Below are 19,835 nucleotides of genomic sequence, written 5' to 3'. Positions count from 1 at the left end.
CGCGCGCCTGCTGCGCGCGCCTGGCGCGTCAGAGGCGCGTCTGCCGCCACAGCACCGCGTCGGACCGGTAGATCGACGGGAACAGCTGCTTCAGTCCGGCGACTTTCGGCAGGTCGTTGATCACGATGTACGGCGCGTCCGGATGCAGCTCCAGATAGTTCTGGTGATAGGTCTCGGCCGGGTAGAACCCGTTGAACGGCTCGACGCGCGTGACGATCGGCGCGGGGAACACGTGCGCGTTGCCGAGCTGCGCGATGTACGCGTTCGCGACCGCGCGCTGCTGCGCGTTGGTCGGGAAGATCGCCGAGCGGTACTGCGTGCCGTCGTCGGGGCCCTGGCGGTTGAGCTCGGTCGGGTCGTGCACGACCGAGAAGAAGATCTGCAGCAGCCGGCCGTAGGTGATCTGCGCAGGGTCGTAGACGATGCTGACCGATTCCGCGTGGCCCGTCAGCCCGGTGCCGACGAGCGTGTAGTGCGCGGTCGCCGCCATGCCGCCCGCGTAGCCGGCCGTGACCTGCTTCACGCCCTTCACGTGCTCGAACACGCCCTGCACGCCCCAGAAGCAGCCGCCGGCGAGGACGGCCGTCTCGTTGTGCGATGCAGCGGGCGTTTCGTCGAGCGCGGGCGCCGGCATGGCGGCGACCGGTTCGGCCGAATTGACGATGCCTTGATAACCGAACGCGGCCGCGGCGGCGACTGCGAGAACGGCTGCGCGATGCCGGACGACGGCCCCGCGCCGCGGGGCCGGGTTGGGCGATGATGTCGTACTCACGATGTGCTCCTGTGCAAGAAGTCCGCCGGCGCTCAGCCGAACGTGAACGAATACGCGCGCACGCCGGGGTCGAGAAACTCGATCGAGAACGTGCGGTCCGCGATCGGGCCGGCCTGGCGGACGAGCTGATACAGCCGCTGTCCGGTCACGGTGCCGTAGCCGCGCGCGTCCACGTCCGCGCCGTGCGCGTCGCCGGGCGCCGCGCCGTCGAGCGTGACCCGGAAGCGCACCGGCCGGCCGTTCGCGTCGGGCCCGAGCACGAGGTGCAGGTCGCGCGCATGAAAGCGGTAGACGATCCGGCCGGCCGGCGCCGCGAGCGCCGCGTCCTCCGCGCCGACCTGCCACGTGCCGGCGAGGCCCCAGTCGTTCAGGCCCGGCCGGGCCGGCGCGTCGTAGCGATGCGCGGCGTCGCGCACCACGCCGCCGGGCGACGCGAAATCCGCCGCGCGCGCGTAGCCGACATAGGTTTCGGGCGACCGGACGTCCGCGTTGTCGGCGGCGGCCTGCGCGCCTTGCGCGGGTGCGCCGGCAAGCCCGACCGGCACTTTCAGCGCGTCGGGACGGCCCGCTTCGGCGAGCAGCGCCTGGATCGCCCGCTCGGATTCCGCATAGTCGCCTTCGCCGAAGTGGTGGCGGCGGATCCGGCCCTGCGCGTCGACGAAGTAGTGCGCCGGCCAGTATTCGTTGCCGAACGCGCGCCAGATCGCATAGTTGTTGTCGATCGCGACCGGATAGCCGATGCCGAGATCGTGGACGGCCTTCCGGACGTTGCCGATGTCGCGCTCGAATGCGAATTCCGGCGCGTGCACGCCGATCACGACGAGCCCGTACGGTGCGTACTTGCGCGCCCACGCATTAATGTACGGCAGCGTGCGCAGGCAGTTGATGCATGAATAGGTCCAGAAGTCGACGAGCACGACCTTGCCGCGCAGGCCGGCCGTGGTGAGCGGCGGCGAGTTCAGCCACTGCACCGCGCCGTCGAGCGGCGGCAGCGTGCCTTCGACCGGCAGCGCGGCCGGTGCGGCGGCGGCGCGCATCGCCTGCACGGCCGGTTGCGGCGACGTGTCCGCGGCCCGCATCATCGCGCCGTCCGGCTGCGCGGGCGCGCCTGCGGCGGTCGTCGCGCCGTCCGCGGCGCCCGTCGCGGCCATCGCCGGTTGCGCGGCCGGCCCGCGCCCCGAGAGGCGGTCGACGAGTTTCGTTTCGAGACCGGCCGTGGTGACGGTCGACAACTGCGCCAGCGCGCCCGTATCGAGGCCGAGCGCGATCGCGCCGACCCCCGCCAGCAGCGCGGCGCCGATCCCGCGCTTGATCCATTCGCCGGCGCCGAGCGAGCGCTTCATCGCGGCGAACACCTTGCCGCCGATCACGAGCGCGACGCCGAGCGACGTCGCCGCGCCGGCCGCATACGCGACGAGCAGCAGCGTCGTGCCGACGTTCGCGCCGTGCAGCGCGGCGCCGGTCAGCACGAGCCCGAGGATCGGCCCGGCGCACGGGGCCCACAGCAGGCCGGTCGCGATGCCGAGCAGAAGCGACGAGCCGGGGCCGGCCGGACGGCCGTCGCGCTGCGCGAGACCGGTGAGCCGGTTGCCGGCGGCGACGAGCGGGCGGGTCAGGTGTTCCGCGAGCCGCGGCATCAGCAGCGTCAGCCCGAACATCGCGAGCAGCGCGAGGGCGGCCCAGCGGCCGGCCTGGTTGGCCTGCGCGGCCCAGCCGCCGCCGACGGCGGCCAGCGTCGCGACGACGGCGAACGTGAGCGCCATGCCGGCGAGGAGCGGCAGGCCGGTGCGCGTGAACGGCTGGTCGGCGCGCGCGAACACGAACGGCAGCACGGGCAGGATGCACGGGCTCAGGATCGTGAGCACGCCGCCGAGATAGGCGAGGACGATGAGCAGCATGAGGCAGTCTCCGTGAGGTTTCGGGGCGGGATCAGGCCGGGGCCGGGTGGAACGTGAGTGCGAGGCCGTTCATGCAGTAGCGCAGCCCGGTCGGCTTCGGCCCGTCGTCGAACACGTGGCCGAGGTGGCCGCCGCAGCGGCGGCACAGCACTTCGGTGCGGATCATCCCGAACGACAGGTCGGTCTTCGTGATGACCGCGTGATCGAGCGGCGCCCAGAAGCTCGGCCAGCCGGTGTGGCTGTCGAATTTCGTCGTCGACGAGAACAGCGGGAGCTGGCAGCCCGCGCACGCGAACGTGCCGCGCCGGTGCTCGTCGTTCAGCGGGCTGCTGTACGGCCGCTCGGTGCCGGCTTCGCGCAGGATCTCGTACTGGGCGGGCGTCAGCAGCCGATGCCATTCGGCGTCGCTGCGGGTGACTTCGAAGGCGCCGGCCGCCGGGGCGGCGACGGCGCTGCGCAACAGCGCGCGGCGGCCCGCGGAGGTCAGCGCGGCCAGCGCCGCGAGACCGGTGGCGCCGGCGAACAGAAAGCGTCTGCGGGTGTGCATGATGGGCTCCTGGGGGCAGGTCCTGGAAACATGCGCACAGCGTAGGGACGGGCCGGTGTCGAAGTCCTCACGGAAAGTTAAAAGATTTGTGATGTCTGGGCGTGCAGAAGGGTTTCGAGTGCATGGCGTGTGCCTCATCGCTGTCCCCGGGCGAGCGGGTCAAGACCGACCGGCTTTGACAGTGACCAACGCGCCGCTACCGAGGTCGGCGAGTCTCGTCAATCCATTCCCTTGTTCGCGCCGGCGATCCGCTCGGTGATGGTTCTGGCGTTCTTCGCTGCAACGCCCACCCGCAATTCCTCACCCATCCACAGCAGTACGGCTCGGGATCGAGAACCGCGGAAACTGCGTGGCGCCGGGCCTGACCGCCGCCGGCATGACGCTCGGCGTGCCCAAGGACTTCCAGGAGGCCGGTGTCGCCCGCCCGCTCCCATCCCCCGATCGCGATAGCGCCGCAGGTCAAGCACATCCCGGGATGGGATTCACGAAATGAATGCCGAACGATTCAAAAGATAAATTTCAGGAAGACCTCGACACTCGATATGCTCAGCACACCTGATCCGTTCGGCGACGGAGCCAGATTATCCTCGTCGACAGCGCGGCGGCGTGATTGTCAATGCGGAGTTGTTTCATCCGCCACAGCCGAGCGCATGCCACAAAATCCGCGCTTGAATCTGGTAGCTTGACGGGCATGCCCGAATTCCTTGCGACGTCCATTACGAATAATTCTCAATATGACATTACGGATTGGAATTCCTCTGGAGACAACCACCGGGGAACGGCGCGTGGCGACCGTGCCCGAGGTGGTCGAGAAACTGATCAAGCTGGGGTTTTCGGTGGCCGTCCAAAGCGGCGCCGGTGCCGGCGCGAACTTTGACGACGACGCCTATCGCGCGGCCGGCGCCGAGGTCGTGGCGTCAGCCGCCGAACTTTGGTCCGGCAGCGACATCGTCTTCAAGGTGCGCCCCCCGGGCAGCGACGAAGTGGCGCTGATGCGCGAAGGCGGCACGCTGATCGGCTTCGTCTGGCCCGCACAGAACCCCGAGCTGATGCAGCAGTTGGCCGCCAGGCGGGCCACGGTGCTGGCGATCGATTCGCTGCCGCGCACCTTGTCGCGCGCACAGAAGATGGATGCGCTCACGTCGATGGCCGGCATCAGCGGCTACCGTGCGGTGATCGAGGCCGCGCATGCGTTCGGCCGCTTCCTGAACGGCCAGGTCACCGCCGCCGGCAAGGTTCCGCCGGCCAAGGTCTTCATCGCCGGGGCCGGCGTGGCGGGGCTGGCTGCCATCGGCACCGCGGCCAATCTCGGCGCGATCGTGCGCGCCAACGACACGCGCGCCGAAGTGGCCGATCAGGTCAAGTCGCTGGGCGGCGAGTTCGTCAAGGTCGACTACGAGGAAGAAGGCTCGGGCGGCGGCGGTTACGCGAAGGTGATGAGCGAGGGCTTCCAGCAGGCGCAGCGCGCGATGTACGCGCAGCAGGCCAAGGACGCCGACATCATCATCACCACCGCGCTGATTCCCGGCAAGCCGGCGCCGAAGCTGATCACCGCCGAGATGGTGCAGTCGATGAAGCCGGGCAGCGTGATCGTGGACATGGCGGCCGAGCAAGGCGGCAACTGCGAGCTCACGGTGCCCGGCGAGGCGGTCGTGCGCCACGGCGTGACCATCGTCGGCTATACCGATCTCGCATCGCGCCTGTCGCGGCAGTCGTCGACGCTGTATGCGACCAACCTGCTGCGCGTGGTCGAGGAGCTGTGCAAGACCAAGGACGGCACGATCAACGTCGACTTCGACGACGACGCGATCCGCGGCCTCACCGTCATCAAGGAGGGCAACGTCACGTGGCCGCCGCCGCCGATCAAGCAGGCGACCGTCGCGCCCAGGCCGCAAGCGGCCGCGCCCGCAGCGGCTGCAGCAGCGAAGTCGAAAGGCCATGGCCATAGCGGCGAGCCGATGTCGGCCAAGGCGCTGGCCATTGTGTTCGCGATCGGCGCACTGGCGTTCCTGCTGGTCGGCCAATACGCGCCGGCCAGCTTCCTGTCGCACTTCACGGTGTTCGTGCTGGCCTGCTTCGTCGGCTACATGGTGATCTGGAACGTCACGCCTTCGCTGCACACGCCGCTGATGAGCGTGACCAACGCGATCTCGTCGATCATCGCGATCGGTGCGCTGGTGCAGGTCGCGCCTCCGCTGGGCGAACTGGCAGGCGGCGCGGGCGACCGGCCGTCGGGGCTGATCCTGGGCCTGGCGGTGGGCGCACTGGCGCTCACCGCCGTCAACATGTTCGGCGGTTTCGCGGTGACGCGGCGCATGCTGGCGATGTTCCGCAAATAAGGAGACGACAACCATGAGTTCGAACCTGACTACCGTCTCCTACATCGGCGCGGCCATCCTCTTCATCCTCAGCCTCGGCGGGCTGGCCAATCCCGAGACCGCGCGGCGAGGCAACCTGCTCGGCATGATCGGCATGCTGATCGCCGTGCTCGCCACCGTGCTCGGTCCGCGCGTGTCGGCCGAGGGCATTCCGTACGTCGTCGCTGCGCTGGTCGTCGGCGGCGCCGTCGGCCTCATCGCCGCGAAGAAGGTGCAGATGACGCAGATGCCCGAGCTGGTGGCGCTGATGCACAGCCTGGTCGGCCTCGCGGCATGCCTGGTGGGCTTCGCCAGCTACATCGATACGTCGGTGCAGTTCAGCGGCGCCGAGAAGGCCATCCACGAAGTCGAGATCTACGTCGGCATCCTGATCGGCGCGGTGACCTTCGCGGGCTCGGTCGTCGCGTTCGGCAAGCTGTCGGGCAAGATCGGCGGCAAGCCGCTGCTGCTGCCGGCGCGGCACTGGCTCAACCTGGCCGCGCTGCTGGTGGTGATCGCCTATGGCCGCACGTTCCTGCATGCGGAAAGCATTCAGGACGGCATGACGCCGCTCGTCGTGATGACGGTGATCTCGCTGCTGTTCGGCGTGCACATGGTGATGGCGATCGGCGGCGCGGACATGCCGGTCGTGGTGTCGATGCTCAACAGCTACTCGGGCTGGGCGGCGGCGGCCACGGGCTTCATGCTCGGCAACGACCTGCTGATCGTGATCGGCGCGCTGGTGGGCTCGTCGGGCGCGATCCTGTCATACATCATGTGCCGCGCGATGAACCGCAACTTCATCAGCGTGATCGCGGGCGGCTTCGGCAGCGGCGCGGGCGCACCGGCGGCAGCGGGCGGCGGTGCGCAGCCGGCCGGCGAGGCGGTCGCGGTGAGCGCCGCGGAAACGGCCGAGCTGCTGCGCGAAGCGAAGCGCGTGATCATCGTGCCCGGCTATGGGATGGCCGTTGCACAGGCTCAGCACACGGTGTTCGAACTCACGAAGCTGCTGCGCGAAAAGGGCGTCGACGTGCGCTTTGCGATTCACCCGGTGGCAGGCCGCATGCCGGGGCACATGAACGTGCTGCTGGCCGAAGCCAAGGTGCCTTACGACATCGTGCTTGAGATGGACGAGATCAACGGCGACTTCCCCGAGGCCGACGTGTCGATGGTGATCGGCGCGAACGACATCGTGAACCCGGCGGCGCAGGACGACCCGGCGAGCCCGATCGCCGGCATGCCGGTGCTGGAAGTCTGGAAGGCGAAGACCTCGATCGTGATGAAGCGCAGCATGGCCTCGGGCTATGCCGGCGTGGACAACCCGCTCTTCTACAAGGACAACAACCGCATGTTGTTCGGCGACGCGAAGTCGATGCTGGGCGAGATCTTCGGGGTGCTGAAGGCCTGAGCGCGGCGACGCGCCATGTGCCATCCGCCCGCAACGCATCGCATGATGCGTTGCGGGCGGATGCGCATTTCAATTGCCGAGGGCGCGTGCTTACGCGGCGCCGGCGCGCACCGGCGCACGCGGTTGCCGCATACCGCGCGTCAGCGGCCCAGGCACGCGCGCAGCGTTTGCGCGTGACGGTGCGCTTCGGCCGCATCGGCGATGTTCGCGAACCCGATGACGAGGCCGCGCGGCGTTTGCTGCGTGTGACCGTTCGTGTACCAGATCGACAGCGGCAACACCGCGAGTCCCGCGTCGCGGGCGCGCGCGGCAACGGCGACGTCGTCGACCGGCCCTTCGGGCCCGTCCACGAACCGCACCGCGAACTGGATGCCGCCGGACGGCAATTCGACGATCAGCCGCTCGCCGAACGCCTGCCGCAATGCGTGCACGATCAGCATGCGTCGCTCGCCATACAGCGTGCGCATGCGCTTCAGATGCCGGGCAAAGTGCCCCTGCTCGATGAAGTCCGCCAGGGCCGCCTGCAAGAGCGTCGGCGAGCCGGCATTCATGCTGCACGCCACGCGTTCGACGCGCTCCACCGCGCGCTCCGGCACGACCGCGTACGCAAGCCGCAAACCGGGGTACATCGCCTTGCTGAAGGTACTGCAATAGATGACGCGATCCCGCCGGTCGAGACTCTTCAGCGCCGGCAGCGGGCGGCCGAGATAGCGAAACTCGCTGTCGTAGTCGTCCTCGACGATCCAGCCCGACGTTTTTTCGGCCCAATCCAGCAATGCGATGCGTCGGGAAAGCGACAGCGTGTGCCCGAGCGGGCTCTGATGCGACGGCGTCACCAGCGCGAAGCGTGCCTGCGCGTCCAGGTGCATGCCGCGCTCGACGTCGATCCCGTCGGCGTCCACCGGCACCGGGACGAGTTGCACACCGGTCTCGGACAGGAAGCTGCGTGCGAGCAGATAGCCGGGGTCCTCGAACCAGATGCGGTCGTCCGGACGCGCGAGGCTGCGCAGCACGAGTTCCAGCGTGGCACGGTAGCCGCTGGTGATGAACACCTGTTCCGGCACGCAGGCGACGCCGCGCGACAACCCCAGATAGGTGGCGATGTGTTCGCGCAGCGGCCGGTAACCGGACGGATGCGGGTAGCCGAGCAGCGCGCGTTCGCCGCTGCGCGCGCGCAGCGACACGAGCCGGTGCCACACCTTGCGCGGAAATGCGTCGAGCGCCGGGACCCCGGGTTGCAACGGGCGCGGCTCGCCGCTCATCGCGACGGCGATTGGTTGCGCGCGCCGCGGAGGCGGGCTGTCGCGCGACATGCCCGGTGCCTGAAGCACGCCGGCGTTGTCCACGTGCCGTGCATGGACGTCGGCGCGCGCGGGCGGCGATCGCGTCAGCGATTTCGGCAGGGACGGCGATACGAAGGTGCCTGCCGCGCCGCGCATTTGCAAATATCCCTCGTCGACCAGGATCGTGTAAGCCTGTTCGACGGTGCCGCGCGCCGTGTTCAGTTGCGTCGCGAGACCGCGCAGCGCGGGCACGCGATCGCCGGGACGCAGATGGCCCGCGGCGATCGCGGTCCTGAACCGCTCGCAAATCTGCAGATAGATCGGCAACCGATGTTGCCGGTCGATTTCGATGGCCAGTGTGGGCGTTTGCGCAGACATCACGGTCTCGTGGGGGACGCGAACGGACACGGCATGGACCAGTCCGATCGACGATTCTTGGCACTGATGGATGGGACATGATTCTTCCACAATTGCGCCACGCGATGCGATGGCCATGACCGCCTCGATCGGATACGGCGCCCGTCACATGCCTCGCGCGTTCAATGAAATCCTTTCATCAGGAGATTTTGCGATGAAGATCGTTGTCATCGGCGGTTCGGGCCTGATCGGCTCGCGTGTCGTCACGCTGCTCGGCGAAGCGGGCCATCAGGTGCTTGCCGCGTCGCCGCGCACCGGCGTCAACACCATCACGGGCGAAGGCCTGACCGACGCCTTGACGGACGCGGACGTCGTCGTGGACGTGGCGAATGCGCCGTCATGGGAACCGCAGGCGGTGCTGGACTTCTTCCGCACATCGGCACGCAATCTGGGCAAGGCCGAAGTGGCCGCGGGCGTGCGCCATCACGTCGCGCTGTCGATCGTCGGCTGCGACCGGATGCCGGAGAACGGTTATTTCGCGGCCAAGGTTGCGCAGGAAGAGGCGATCGAGGCGGCGGGCGTGCCGTATACGATCGTGCGCGCCACGCAATTCATGGAGTTCATCGCCGGGATTGCGGATTTCGGCACGGAAGGCGGCACGGTCCGCATCGGCGACGGACTGTTCCAGCCGATCGCGGCGGAAGACGTCGCGGTGCTCCTCGCGCAGATCGCCCTCGCCGCGCCACTGAACGGCACGGTCGAGATCGCGGGCCCGGATCGCGCACCGTTCGCGGAGATCGTCGCGCGCTATCTGAAGTCGGTCGGCGACGCGCGCGCGGTAGTGACCGATCGCGACGCCCGCTACTACGGCGGCCGCGTCGAGGAAAAATCGCTGGTGCCGCTCGGGCCTGTGCGGCTCGGCCGCATCGGTCTCGACCAGTGGCTCGCCAGAAGCTGATTCGCGTTCGCACGCCGATCCTTGCCCGCCGGCTTAGGTGTTTATACGAATGCCGATATCGATATCCCCTCGATCCAATATTTCATTGGAAGGTTATCGGACTTGCTCCTAGACTGATCCGGGGCATGCATACCGGGCCGGCCGCACGCGCCGGCCGGTTCGGCCCCGAACCGCGCACGCGCCAAGCAGAAACAGAACAGCGCCGCGGCATACAACGACATCATCGGAGACGGACCATGACATTCATCAGGAAGCTGGCGGCCGGTGCGGTCGTCGCCGCGGCGACGGTGCTCGCGCCGGGCGCGTTCGCGCAGCAAAAGCCGATCACGCTCGGGTTCTCGCAGGTCGGCGCGGAGAGCGCGTGGCGCACCGCGAACACCGTGTCGGTGAAGGGCGCGGCGAAGGACGCCGGCATCAACCTGAAGTTCTCGGACGCGCAGCAGAAGCAGGAGAACCAGATCCGCGCGATCCGCTCGTTCATCGCGCAGAAGGTCGACGTGATCGCGTTCTCGCCGGTCGTCGAATCGGGCTGGGAGCCCGTGCTGACCGAAGCGAAGGCCGCGCACATTCCGGTGATCCTGACCGACCGCGGCGTCGACGTGAGGGACCCGTCGCTGTACGTGACGATGATCGGTTCGGACTTCCTCGAGGAAGGGCGGCGCGCGGGGCACTGGCTGGAGGAGCGCTACAGGAACGACGCGGGCCCGATCAACATCGTCGAGCTGCAGGGCACGGTCGGCTCGGCGCCGGCCAACGATCGCCGCGCGGGCCTGCTCGAAGTGATCAAAAGCAATCCGAAATTCAAGGTGATCGCGTCGCAGAGCGGCGACTTCACGCTCGCCGGCGGCAAGCAGGTGATGGAGGCGTTCGCGAAGACCTACGGCAAGCAGATCAACGTCGTCTACGCGCACAACGACGACATGGCGCTCGGCGCGATCCAGGCGATGGAAGAGGCCGGGATCAAGCCCGGCAAGGACGTGAGCGTCGTGTCGTTCGATGCGACGAAGGGCGGCTTCCAGGCGATGGTCGCCGGCAAGATCAACGTCGACGTCGAATGCAGCCCGCTGCTCGGCCCGCAACTGATGAGCGCGGTGAAGGACGTCGTCGCCGGCAAGCCGCTGCCCAAGCGGATCGTGACGAACGAGACGGTGTTCCCGATGAACGTTGCGGCGCAGGTGCTGCCGACCCGCAAGTACTGATGTCCTGCACGGGCCGCGGCGTCGCGACCGCCCGGACGGCAACCGCTTCGAGGGAGGGTTCATGACGCATCCGCCGGTGGTCGAGATGATCGACATCGACAAGGCGTTTCCGGGCGTTCGCGCGCTGCAGCGCGTGAGCTTCCGGCTGTTTCCGGGCGAGATCCACGCGCTGATGGGCCAGAACGGCGCGGGCAAGTCGACGCTGATCAACGTGCTCACCGGCGTGCATGCGCACGACGCGGGCGAGATTCGCGTCGGCGGCGCGCCCGTGCGCTTCGCGGCGCCGCGCGAAGCCGAGGCGTCCGGCATCCAGACGCTCTACCAGGAAGTGAATCTGTGCGCGAACCTGTCGGTCGCCGAGAACATCTTCGCGGGCCGGCAGCCGATGCGGCGCGGCGCGATCGACTGGAAAGCGATCCATGCTCGCTCGCGCGCGGCGCTCGCCGAACTCGACCTGTCGCTCGACGTCACGCGCTCGCTCGACGCGTATCCGATCGCCGTGCAGCAGATGGTCGCGATCGCGCGCGCCGTGTCGGTCGACGCGCGCGTGCTGATACTCGACGAGCCGACCTCGAGCCTCGACGACGGCGAGGTCGCGCGGCTGTTCGACGTGCTGCGCCGGCTGAAGGCGTCGGGCATCGCGATCCTGTTCGTCACGCATTTCCTCGAGCAGACCTATGCGGTGTCCGACCGGATCACCGTGATGCGCAACGGCGAGCGCGAAGGCGAGTACCTGGCGCGCGACCTGCCGGTCGATGCGCTGGTCGCGAAGATGACCGGCCGCGAGCGGATGTCCGACGCGCTGCGTGCGGGGGCGGCGGCGGCCGTTCCCGCCGCCGGCGCGGCCACGCCGTTCCTGTCGATGCAGCAGGTCGGCCGGCGCGGGATGATGAGCGCGCTCGATCTCGACGTGCGGCCCGGCGAGATCGTCGGGCTCGCCGGGCTGCTCGGCTCGGGGCGCACCGAAACCGCGCGGCTCGCGTTCGCCGCGGAGCGCACCGACACCGGCGCGATCGAGATCGACGGCGCGCGCAAGCGGCTGGCTTCGCCGCACGATGCGGTCCGGCACGGGATCGCGTATTGCCCCGAGGACCGCAAGAAGGAGGGCATCGTCGCCGCGCTGTCGATCCGCGAGAACATCATCCTCGCGCTGCAGGCGCGGCGCGGCTGGTGGCGCCTGATCGGGCGCGCGCGCCAGCGCGAGATCGCCGACACGTATATCGCGCGGCTCGGCATCCAGGCGCGCGACGCGGAGCAGCCGATCGGCCTGCTGTCGGGCGGCAACCAGCAGAAGGTGCTGCTCGCGCGCTGGCTCGCGACGGCCCCGAAGCTGCTGATCCTCGACGAGCCGACGCGCGGCATCGACGTCGCCGCGAAATTCGACATCATGGAGCGCGTGCTCGCACTGTGCGCGCAAGGGCTCGCGATCCTGTTCATCTCGTCGGAGATCGGCGAGGTCGTGCGCGTGAGCCACCGGATCGCGGTGCTGCGCGACCGGCGCAAGGTGGCGGAACTGAGCGGCGCCGACGCTTCCGAAGAACAGGTGTACCGATTGATCGCAGGAGGCCAGTCATGACGCGTGTGCGCACGCTGTTTCGTCACCCGCTCGCGTGGCCGGTGCTGACGCTCGCGCTGCTGTTCGCGCTCGACGTCGCGCATCGCCCGGGCTTCCTGTCGATCGCGCTGCTCGACGGCCACCTGTTCGGCGCGCCGATCGACATCCTGAACCGCGCGGCGCCGCTCGTGATCGTGTCGCTCGGGATGACGCTCGTGATCGCGACGCGCGGGATCGACATTTCCGTCGGCGCGATCGTCGCGATCGCCGGCGCGGCCGCGGCGATCGTGCTCGAAGGCGATCCGTCGCAGGTCGGCGCGGCGCTGGCCGCCGCGCTCGGCGTCGGGCTGCTGGCCGGCGCGTGGAACGGCCTGCTCGTCGCGTTCGTCGGGATGCAGCCGATCATCGCGACGCTGATCCTGATGGTGGCCGGCCGCGGCGTCGCACAACTGCTGACGGGCGGCCAGATCATCCCGATCGGCGCGCCCGGCTACCTCGCGCTCGGCGGCGGCTATCTCGCGACCGTGCCGTGCGCGGTGTGGATCGCGCTCGCGACGATCGCCGCGACCGCGCTGCTGGTGAACCGCACGGCGCTCGGACTGTTCATCCGCGCGATCGGCGTGAACCCGGTCGCGACGCGGCTCGTCGGGCTGCGCTCGGGCGCGGTCGTGTTCGGCGTGTATCTGTGCTCCGGCGTGATGGCGGCGCTCGCCGGCATCCTCGCGAGCTCGAACGTGCGCAGCGCCGACGGCAACAACGCGGGGCTGCTGCTCGAACTCGACGCGATCCTCGCGGTGACGCTCGGCGGCACGTCGCTGCTCGGCGGCCGCTTCAGCCTCGCGGGCTCCGTGCTCGGCGCGCTGATCATCCAGACGCTCACCTATACGACCTATTCGATCGGCGTGCCGCCGGAGGCGACGCTGGTCGTCAAGGCGGTCGTCGTGATCGTCGTGACGCTGATCCAGTCCGACGCGGCGCGTGCGCTCCTGGTCCGCCACGCGTCGCGGCTGCTGCCTTCCGCGCGTTCGCGCGCCACCCACGGAGCAACGCCCCGATGACCCGATTCCTTGGCCGGCTCGCCGATCCGCGCACGCTGCCGATCGTCGTGACGATCGTGCTGTTTGCCGCGCTGTTCGGCTTCGGGTCCGTGATGTACACGGGCTTCTTCTCGATGCAGGTGCTCACCGGCCTGCTCGTCGACAACGCATTCCTGCTGATCGTCGCGATCGGGATGACGTTCGTGATCGTGTCGGGCGGCATCGACCTGTCGGTCGGCTCGGTCGTCGCATTGACGACGATCTTCTGCGCGGTCGGCGCCGAGCGGCTGCACTGGCCCGTGTGGATCATCGTGCCGCTCGTGCTCGCGTTCGGCGCGCTGTACGGCGCGGCGATGGGCGCGCTGATCCATTATTTCCGGCTGCAACCGTTCATCGTCACGCTGGCCGGGATGTTCCTCGCGCGCGGCGCATGCTTCCTGATCACGACGCAGTCGATCACGATCAACGAGCCGACGTTTCATGCGATCGCGGGCGTCAGCGTGCCGCTCGGCGGCGGCACGCTGAGCGCGGGCGCGCTGGTTGCGCTCGCAACCTTGTTCGTCGCGATCCACGTCGCGCATTTCACGCGCTTCGGCCGCAACGTGTATGCGATCGGCGGCAACGAGCGCTCGGCGCTGCTGATGGGGTTGCCGGTCGCGCGCACGAAGATCGGCGTCTATGCGCTGAGCGGGCTGTGCTCGGCGCTCGGCGGCGTGGTGTTCACGCTGTACGTGCTGTCCGGCTACGGGCTGCAGGCGCAGGGGATGGAGCTCGACGCGATCGCCGCGACCGTGATCGGCGGCACGCTGCTCACCGGCGGCGTGGGCTACGTGATCGGCTCGGTGTTCGGCGTCGGCATCCTCGGCACGATCCAGGTGCTGATCACGTTCGACGGCACGTTGAGCTCGTGGTGGACGCGGATCGTGATCGGCGCGCTGCTGTGCGTGTTCTGCCTGCTGCAGCGGATCATCGAGCGGCACGCGGCGCGGCGGCGCACGGGCGGCACGGGGCTCGGCGCGCTGCGGCGGCCGGCGCGTGTCGAAGGCGGCCGGCGCGCGCTACGCGCGAACCGCGACCCGGTACGTCGTCGTTTGACGATAGAGCGCGCCCGGCCGCAGGATGACGTCGTCGCGCAGGTCGGCCATGTTGACCTGGTCCGGAAAGCCGCCGGCTTCGACGCATAGCGCGGCGTGTCGCGCGCAACGCGTGCCGCCGCTCACGCGCACGCCGTCCAGATAGTTGCCCGTATAGAGCTGCAGGCCGCGCTGATCGGTCGATACGGCGAGTTCGCGGCCGCTTTCCGGATCGTAGATGCGCGCGACCGGCCTGACCGCACCCGCGCCGTCGCGCAGCACGAAGCAGTGATCGAAGCCGCGCGCCCGCGTGAGTTGCGCATGCGGCCAGTCGAGGCGCGCGCCGAGCGGCGCGCTCTGCCGGAAATCGAAAGCCGTGCCGGTCACGTCCGCGGCGCCGGTCGGGATCAGCGCGTCGTCGACTTCGAGGAACGCGTCGGCGTCGATGCTCAGCACGTGGCCGCGCACGTCGCTGCCCGCGCGGCCGCTGAGGTTGAAGTAGCTGTGATTCGTGAGGTTGAGCGGCGACGGCGCATCGGCGACGCCGGTGTAGTCGATCGTCAGCGTGCCGTCGTCGTCGAGCGCGTAGCGAACCTGCACGCTCACGTTGCCCGGAAAGCCCGCGTCGCCTTCGGGCGAATCGAGCCGCAGCGTCAGCCCGCCGCAGTCGTCGACGACTTCCCAGCGCTGGCGGTGAAAGCCGCTCGCGCCGCCGTGCAGCAGATTGCCGTTCTCGTTGCAATCGAGCAGGTAGTCGACGCCGTCGAGCGTGAAGCGCGCGCCGGCGATCCGGTTCGCCCAGCGGCCGATCGTCGCGCCGAGGTAGACGCCCGATTCGACATATTCGGCGGGCGTATCGTGCGCGAGCACGATATCGGCGAAGCGTCCGGTGCGGTCGGGCGCGAGCCACGACACGACGGTCGCGCCGAGGTCGCTGACGACGACGCGCATCCCGTGCGCGTTGCGCAGCGTGTAGCGCCGCACCGCGTCGCCGTCGGGCAGCGTGCCCCACGGCTCGGACTGCACGCGTGCGACGCCGGGCGTCAGGCGGGGGGAATCGGTATCGATGTGCATGGGCGGATTCGATGTGAACGGCGGGCTTCAATGCGCGGCGGGCGCGCGGTCCTGGTATTCGCGCGGCGTGCAGCCCAGCTCGCGCCGGAACACCGCATACATGTATTGCAGCGACGTAAACCCGCAGCGGATCGCGACCTCGGCGCTCGACGCCTGCCTGCTCGCGAGCAGCGCCTGCGCCGCTTCGAGCTTGTGGCGCAGGATTTCCTGGTGCACGGTGCGCTGCAGTTCGCGCCGGAAGTGCTCTTCGAGCAGCGAGCGCGACACGCCGACGTAGTCGGCGACCTGCTCGGTCTTGATGCCCTGGCACGCGTACTGGCGAATGAAGTGGCGTGCGCGCATCACGTGCGGGCTCGCGAGCGGCTGGTGGCGGGTCGATTCGAGCACGTTGATCCCGACCGGCGGCACCAGGATCCGCCGGTCGGAAAAACGCGCGCCGCGCAGCATCTGGTGCAGCAGATGCGCGGCGGTGCGGCCCATTTCCTCGGTGCCCTGGATGACGGAAGACAGCGGAATGCGCGTCAGCGTGCGCGTGAGCGGGTCGTTGTCGATGCCGATGATCGCGACCTGCTCCGGCACCGCGAGGCCGGCGATCAGGCATGCCTGCAGCAGGTGCCGCGCACGCGCGTCGGTCACCGCGATCACGCCGACGGGCTTCGGCAGTGCGTGCAGCCAGCCGATCAGCTGCTCGATCGCGTGATTCCACCCCGATGCGCTCGTCGACAGCCCGCGGTAGATCGGCGCGTCGAGCCCGTCCGCGCGCGCGAGCCGGTCGAACGCGAGCTCGCGCTGCTGCGCCCAGCGGTTCTGCTGCGCGACGGGCAGGCTGTACATCGCGAAGTGCGCCAGCCCGGCGCCGATCAGGTGCGTGTAGGCGAGCGACACGAGCTTTGCGTTGTCGGTCGCGATATACGGCACGCCGTCCGGATACTGCGCCGGGTCCTCGTACGACGAGCCGAGCGCGACGATCGGCAGCGGCGAGCCGGCGAGCGCGTCGGCGACGGCCGGATCGTCGAAGTCCGCGATGATGCCGTCGCCATCGAAGTGCTCGATGCCGGCGAGCCGGCAGCGGAAATCGTCTTCGAGGAACAGGTCCCATACCACGCGCGTCGAGCGCAGGTACTGGCCGATGCCGCTGATGATCTCGCGGTCGTAGACCTTGTTGGCGTTGAACAGCAGCGCGATGCGATGCGGCGTCTGGGTGGAAGGGGCGCGGGTCATCTCGGTCTCGTGGCGCGCGCCGTCCGGGCGTCGCGCCGTTGTCTCCGGGGCGCGCGGGCAGGGCCGCGCGGTGCTCGTTTCTGTTGTCGGCGATTGTAGGACGGAACGCGCGCCGTGCGCAGCGTGCTGGCAAGAAACGTTAAGCGTGCTGCGCAATTTCGCAATTGCGGGCGCGGTTGGGGGCGGGCACGATCCAGCCAGATCGAATCCGGCGCGCGCCATCGCGATGCGCGCCGCACCGCAACAAGAAACCGGACGGAGACGCCATGTCGTATTTCGAACAGATTCCCGCGATTCGCTACGAAGGTCCGCAATCGGACAACCCGCTTGCCTACCGGTATTACGACCGAACGAAGCGGGTGCTCGGCAAGACGCTCGAGGAGCACCTGCGGATCGCCGTGTGCTATTGGCACACGTTCGTGTGGCCGGGCCACGACATCTTCGGCCAGGGCGCATTCCGGCGGCCGTGGCAGCAGCCGGGCGACCCGCTCGAGCGCGCGCGGCAGAAGGCCGATGCGGCGTTCGAGTTCTTCACGAAGCTCGGCACGCCGTTCTATACGTTCCACGACACCGACGTTGCGCCGGAGGGCGACAGCCTGCGCGAGTACGTCGAGAACTTCGCGCGGATGAGCGACTACCTCGGCGAGCGTCAGCAGGCGACGGGCGTGCGGCTGCTGTGGGGCACCGCGAACCTGTTCTCGCATCCACGCTTCGCGGCGGGCGCGGCGACCAACCCGAACCCCGAGGTGTTCGCGTGGGCGGCCACCCAGGTGCGCCACGCGCTCGACGCGACACATCGGCTCGGCGGCGAGAACTACGTGCTGTGGGGCGGACGCGAAGGGTACGAGACGCTGCTCAATACCGATCTCGTGCGCGAGCGCGAGCAGTTCGCCCGCTTTCTGTCGATGGTCGTCGAGCACAAGCACCGGATCGGCTTCAACGGCGCGCTGCTGATCGAGCCCAAGCCGCAGGAGCCGACCAAGCACCAGTACGACTACGACGTCGCGACCGTGCACGGCTTCCTCACACAATACGGATTGCAGAACGAGATTCGCGTGAACATCGAGGCGAACCACGCGACACTTGCCGGCCATTCGTTCCATCACGAGATCGCGAACGCGTTCGCGCTCGGCGTGTTCGGCAGCGTCGATGCGAATCGCGGCGATCCGCAGAACGGCTGGGACACCGACCAGTTTCCGAACAGCGTCGAGGAACTGACGCTCGCGTTCTACGAGATCCTGCGCCACGGCGGCTTTACCACCGGCGGCATGAACTTCGACGCGAAGGTGCGCCGCCAGAGCGTCGATCCGGAAGACCTGTTCCACGGCCACGTCGGCGCGATCGACGTGCTCGCGCTCGCGCTCGAACGCGCGGCGGTGCTGGTCGAGAACGACCGGCTCGACGCGCTGCGCCGGCAGCGCTATGCGCAGTGGGACAGCGCATTCGGCCGCGAGATCCTGGCGGGCGGCTATACGCTGGAGTCGCTTGCCGCCGACGCGCTCGCGCGCGGCGTGAACCCGCAGCATGCGAGCGGTGCGCAGGAGCGGCTCGAAAACATCGTGAACCAGGCGATCTACGGGCTGCGCTGACGCCATGGTCATCGGACTCGATCTTGGCACGTCGGGCGTGAAAGCCGTGCTGCTCGACCGCGACGGCGCGGTGCGGGCCAGCGCGAGCCGGCCGCTAACCGTGAGCCGGCCGCGGCCGCGCTGGTCCGAACAGGCGCCGCGCGACTGGTGGGACGCGGCGTGCGGCGCGCTCGACGCGCTCGTCGCCGACGCGCGTGCGGCCGGCCTCGACCCGCGCGAGATTCGCGCGCTGGGCCTGACCGGGCAGATGCACGGCGCGACGCTGCTCGATGCGCACGGCGACGTGCTGCGCCCCGCGATCCTGTGGAACGACGGCCGCGCGGATGCCGAGTGCGAGGAACTGGAGCGGCTGGCGCCGACGCTGCGGGCCGTCGCCGGCAACCTCGCGATGCCGGGCTTCACCGCGCCGAAACTGCTGTGGATGCGCCGGCACGAGCCGGACGTCTTCGCGCGGATCGCGCAGGTGCTGCTGCCGAAGGACTATCTGCGCTACCGGCTGACCGGCGCATTCGCGACCGATCCGTCGGATGCGGCGGGCACGCTGTGGCTCGACGTCGCGAAGCGCGATTACGACGACGCGCTGCTCGCCGCGTGCGGGCTGTCGCGCGCGCAGATGCCCGCGGTGTTCGAAGGCAACCGCATCACCGGCACGCTGCTGCCGGCGGTTGCGCGTGCGCTCGGGCTGCCCGAGATTCCGGTCGTCGCCGGCGGCGGCGACAACGCGGCCGGCGCGGTGGGCGTGGGCATCGTGCGACCCGGCGATGCGCTGCTGTCGCTCGGCACGTCGGGCGTGTATTTCGCGGTGTCGGACGGCTTTCGCGCGAATCCCGAATCGGCGGTGCACAGCTTCTGTCATGCGTTGCCCGATACGTGGCACCTGATGTCGGTGATGCTGAACGCGGCCGGCTGCATCGACTTCACCGCGCAGCTCACCGGCTATGACGACGTCGCCGCGCTGCTCGCCGACGCCGAGGCGAACGCGCATGCGGACCGCCCGTGGTTCCTGCCTTACCTGAGCGGCGAGCGCACGCCGCACGACGACGTGAACGCGAAGGGCGTGTTCTACGGGCTGACGCCCGACACGCGGCGCGCGGATCTCGCGAACGCGACGCTCGAAGGCGTCGGCTTCGCGCTGCTCGACGGGATCGACGCGCTGCACGCGGCCGGGCTCGCGCCGGAAAGCATCACCGTGATCGGCGGCGGCTCGCGCAGCGCGTACTGGACGCAGATGCTCGCCGACCTGAGCGGCCGCGCGCTGACGCTGCGCGCGGGCGGCGAAGTCGGCCCGGCGCTCGGCGCCGCGCGGCTCGCGCATCTCGCGCTCGAACCGGATGCGCCGCTCGACGCCGTGTGCCCGCAGCCGCCCGTCGTCGCCGTGCGCGAGCCCGACATGGCGCGCCACGCGTGGTATCGCGACGCGCGGCGCCCGACGTTTCGCGCGCTGTATCGCGCACTCGAACCGGTGTTCGCGGCCGGCGCGTGAACAGGGCCCGGCATCCGTAGCAGC

14 protein-coding genes and 1 pseudogene are annotated in these 19,835 nt (G+C 69.3%); 9 read left to right on the top strand and 6 right to left on the bottom strand.

Features of this window, described 5'->3' with window-relative positions:
* Nucleotides 1-28: 28 nt before the first annotated feature.
* The 3 genes from msrA to msrB are packed head-to-tail and all read right to left on the bottom strand — an operon-like array spanning nt 29 to nt 3,217.
* Nucleotides 29-772 (bottom strand): peptide-methionine (S)-S-oxide reductase MsrA, encoded by a 744-nt coding sequence (gene msrA / locus KY49_RS17190; protein WP_042585779.1) that lies wholly within the window; start codon nt 770-772, stop codon nt 29-31.
* A 32-nt stretch (nt 773-804) separates the two neighbouring features.
* On the bottom strand, nt 805-2,670 hold the full coding sequence (locus KY49_RS17185) for a cytochrome c biogenesis protein DipZ (protein WP_042585778.1): 1,866 nt from the start codon (nt 2,668-2,670) through the stop codon (nt 805-807).
* Between the two features lie 31 nt (nt 2,671-2,701).
* A complete protein-coding gene (gene msrB / locus KY49_RS17180; protein WP_042585777.1) occupies nt 2,702-3,217 on the bottom strand; it encodes a peptide-methionine (R)-S-oxide reductase MsrB in 516 nt (171 codons plus the stop codon).
* A 734-nt stretch (nt 3,218-3,951) separates the two neighbouring features.
* Between msrB and KY49_RS17175 the strand changes: the two genes are divergently transcribed.
* Nucleotides 3,952-5,556: a Re/Si-specific NAD(P)(+) transhydrogenase subunit alpha gene (locus KY49_RS17175; protein ID WP_042585776.1), complete on the top strand. Its 1,605-nt coding sequence runs from the start codon at nt 3,952-3,954 to the stop codon at nt 5,554-5,556.
* Between the two features lie 13 nt (nt 5,557-5,569).
* Nucleotides 5,570-6,982 carry a Re/Si-specific NAD(P)(+) transhydrogenase subunit beta gene (gene pntB, locus KY49_RS17170; protein WP_042585775.1) on the top strand — a complete coding sequence of 471 codons (1,413 nt, stop codon included), beginning with the start codon at nt 5,570-5,572 and terminating at the stop codon, nt 6,980-6,982.
* A gap of 140 nt (nt 6,983-7,122) precedes the next feature.
* Here pntB and pdxR read toward each other — a convergent pair whose 3' ends face one another.
* Nucleotides 7,123-8,643 (bottom strand): MocR-like pyridoxine biosynthesis transcription factor PdxR, encoded by a 1,521-nt coding sequence (gene pdxR, locus KY49_RS17165; RefSeq protein WP_042585774.1) that lies wholly within the window; start codon nt 8,641-8,643, stop codon nt 7,123-7,125.
* Between the two features lie 193 nt (nt 8,644-8,836).
* Here pdxR and KY49_RS17160 point away from each other — a divergent pair, with 193 nt between their 5' ends.
* The 5 genes from KY49_RS17160 to yjfF all read left to right on the top strand — a co-directional run bounded on the left by KY49_RS17160 (nt 8,837) and on the right by yjfF (nt 14,555).
* Nucleotides 8,837-9,580 carry an SDR family oxidoreductase gene (locus KY49_RS17160; RefSeq protein ID WP_042585773.1) on the top strand — a complete coding sequence of 248 codons (744 nt, stop codon included), beginning with the start codon at nt 8,837-8,839 and terminating at the stop codon, nt 9,578-9,580.
* Nucleotides 9,581-9,816: 236 nt separating this feature from the next.
* Entirely contained in the window at nt 9,817-10,779 is a 963-nt protein-coding gene (locus tag KY49_RS17155; RefSeq protein WP_042585772.1) for an ABC transporter substrate-binding protein, read from the top strand.
* A gap of 61 nt (nt 10,780-10,840) precedes the next feature.
* Nucleotides 10,841-12,355 (top strand): sugar ABC transporter ATP-binding protein, encoded by a 1,515-nt coding sequence (locus KY49_RS17150; protein WP_042585771.1) that lies wholly within the window; start codon nt 10,841-10,843, stop codon nt 12,353-12,355.
* Nucleotides 12,352-13,392 (top strand): ABC transporter permease, encoded by a 1,041-nt coding sequence (locus KY49_RS17145; RefSeq protein ID WP_042585770.1) that lies wholly within the window; start codon nt 12,352-12,354, stop codon nt 13,390-13,392. Before KY49_RS17150 ends, KY49_RS17145 begins: the two co-directional genes overlap by 4 nt.
* Nucleotides 13,389-14,555 carry a galactofuranose ABC transporter, permease protein YjfF gene (gene yjfF, locus KY49_RS17140; RefSeq protein WP_231636446.1) on the top strand — a complete coding sequence of 389 codons (1,167 nt, stop codon included), beginning with the start codon at nt 13,389-13,391 and terminating at the stop codon, nt 14,553-14,555. The genes KY49_RS17145 and yjfF overlap by 4 nt, the downstream gene beginning before the upstream one ends.
* On the opposite strand, the pseudogene KY49_RS17135 reads toward yjfF, so the two are convergent.
* Together KY49_RS17135 and KY49_RS17130 are read right to left on the bottom strand one after the other, a co-directional pair.
* A pseudogene (locus KY49_RS17135) lies at nt 14,502-15,395 on the bottom strand (aldose epimerase family protein); the annotation flags it as partial. The gene yjfF and the pseudogene KY49_RS17135 overlap by 54 nt on opposite strands.
* 150 nt (nt 15,396-15,545) lie before the next feature.
* A complete protein-coding gene (locus tag KY49_RS17130; protein WP_042585768.1) occupies nt 15,546-16,739 on the bottom strand; it encodes a XylR family transcriptional regulator in 1,194 nt (397 codons plus the stop codon).
* 266 nt (nt 16,740-17,005) lie between these two features.
* Between KY49_RS17130 and xylA the strand changes: the two genes are divergently transcribed.
* Both xylA and xylB read left to right on the top strand, forming a co-directional pair.
* Nucleotides 17,006-18,328 (top strand): xylose isomerase, encoded by a 1,323-nt coding sequence (gene xylA, locus KY49_RS17125; RefSeq protein ID WP_042585767.1) that lies wholly within the window; start codon nt 17,006-17,008, stop codon nt 18,326-18,328.
* 4 nt (nt 18,329-18,332) lie between these two features.
* On the top strand, nt 18,333-19,811 hold the full coding sequence (gene xylB / locus KY49_RS17120) for a xylulokinase (protein WP_042585766.1): 1,479 nt from the start codon (nt 18,333-18,335) through the stop codon (nt 19,809-19,811).
* Nucleotides 19,812-19,835 lie beyond the last annotated feature (24 nt).

The organism is Burkholderia sp. MSHR3999, assembly GCF_000833595.1.
Taxonomy (GTDB): domain Bacteria; phylum Pseudomonadota; class Gammaproteobacteria; order Burkholderiales; family Burkholderiaceae; genus Burkholderia; species Burkholderia ubonensis.
This window is presented reverse-complemented; position numbering and strand designations above follow the sequence as displayed.

Coding starts and splice junctions, on each gene's coding strand:
- KY49_RS17185 (WP_042585778.1), bottom strand. CDS start 2,670: ATGCTGCTCATCGTCCTCGCCTATCTCGGCGGCGTGCTCACGATCCTG.
- msrB (WP_042585777.1), bottom strand. CDS start 3,217: ATGCACACCCGCAGACGCTTTCTGTTCGCCGGCGCCACCGGTCTCGCG.
- KY49_RS17175 (WP_042585776.1), top strand. CDS start 3,952: ATGACATTACGGATTGGAATTCCTCTGGAGACAACCACCGGGGAACGG.
- pntB (WP_042585775.1), top strand. CDS start 5,570: ATGAGTTCGAACCTGACTACCGTCTCCTACATCGGCGCGGCCATCCTC.
- pdxR (WP_042585774.1), bottom strand. CDS start 8,643: ATGTCTGCGCAAACGCCCACACTGGCCATCGAAATCGACCGGCAACAT.
- KY49_RS17160 (WP_042585773.1), top strand. CDS start 8,837: ATGAAGATCGTTGTCATCGGCGGTTCGGGCCTGATCGGCTCGCGTGTC.
- KY49_RS17155 (WP_042585772.1), top strand. CDS start 9,817: ATGACATTCATCAGGAAGCTGGCGGCCGGTGCGGTCGTCGCCGCGGCG.
- KY49_RS17150 (WP_042585771.1), top strand. CDS start 10,841: ATGACGCATCCGCCGGTGGTCGAGATGATCGACATCGACAAGGCGTTT.
- KY49_RS17145 (WP_042585770.1), top strand. CDS start 12,352: ATGACGCGTGTGCGCACGCTGTTTCGTCACCCGCTCGCGTGGCCGGTG.
- yjfF (WP_231636446.1), top strand. CDS start 13,389: ATGACCCGATTCCTTGGCCGGCTCGCCGATCCGCGCACGCTGCCGATC.
- KY49_RS17130 (WP_042585768.1), bottom strand. CDS start 16,739: ATGACCCGCGCCCCTTCCACCCAGACGCCGCATCGCATCGCGCTGCTG.
- xylA (WP_042585767.1), top strand. CDS start 17,006: ATGTCGTATTTCGAACAGATTCCCGCGATTCGCTACGAAGGTCCGCAA.
- xylB (WP_042585766.1), top strand. CDS start 18,333: ATGGTCATCGGACTCGATCTTGGCACGTCGGGCGTGAAAGCCGTGCTG.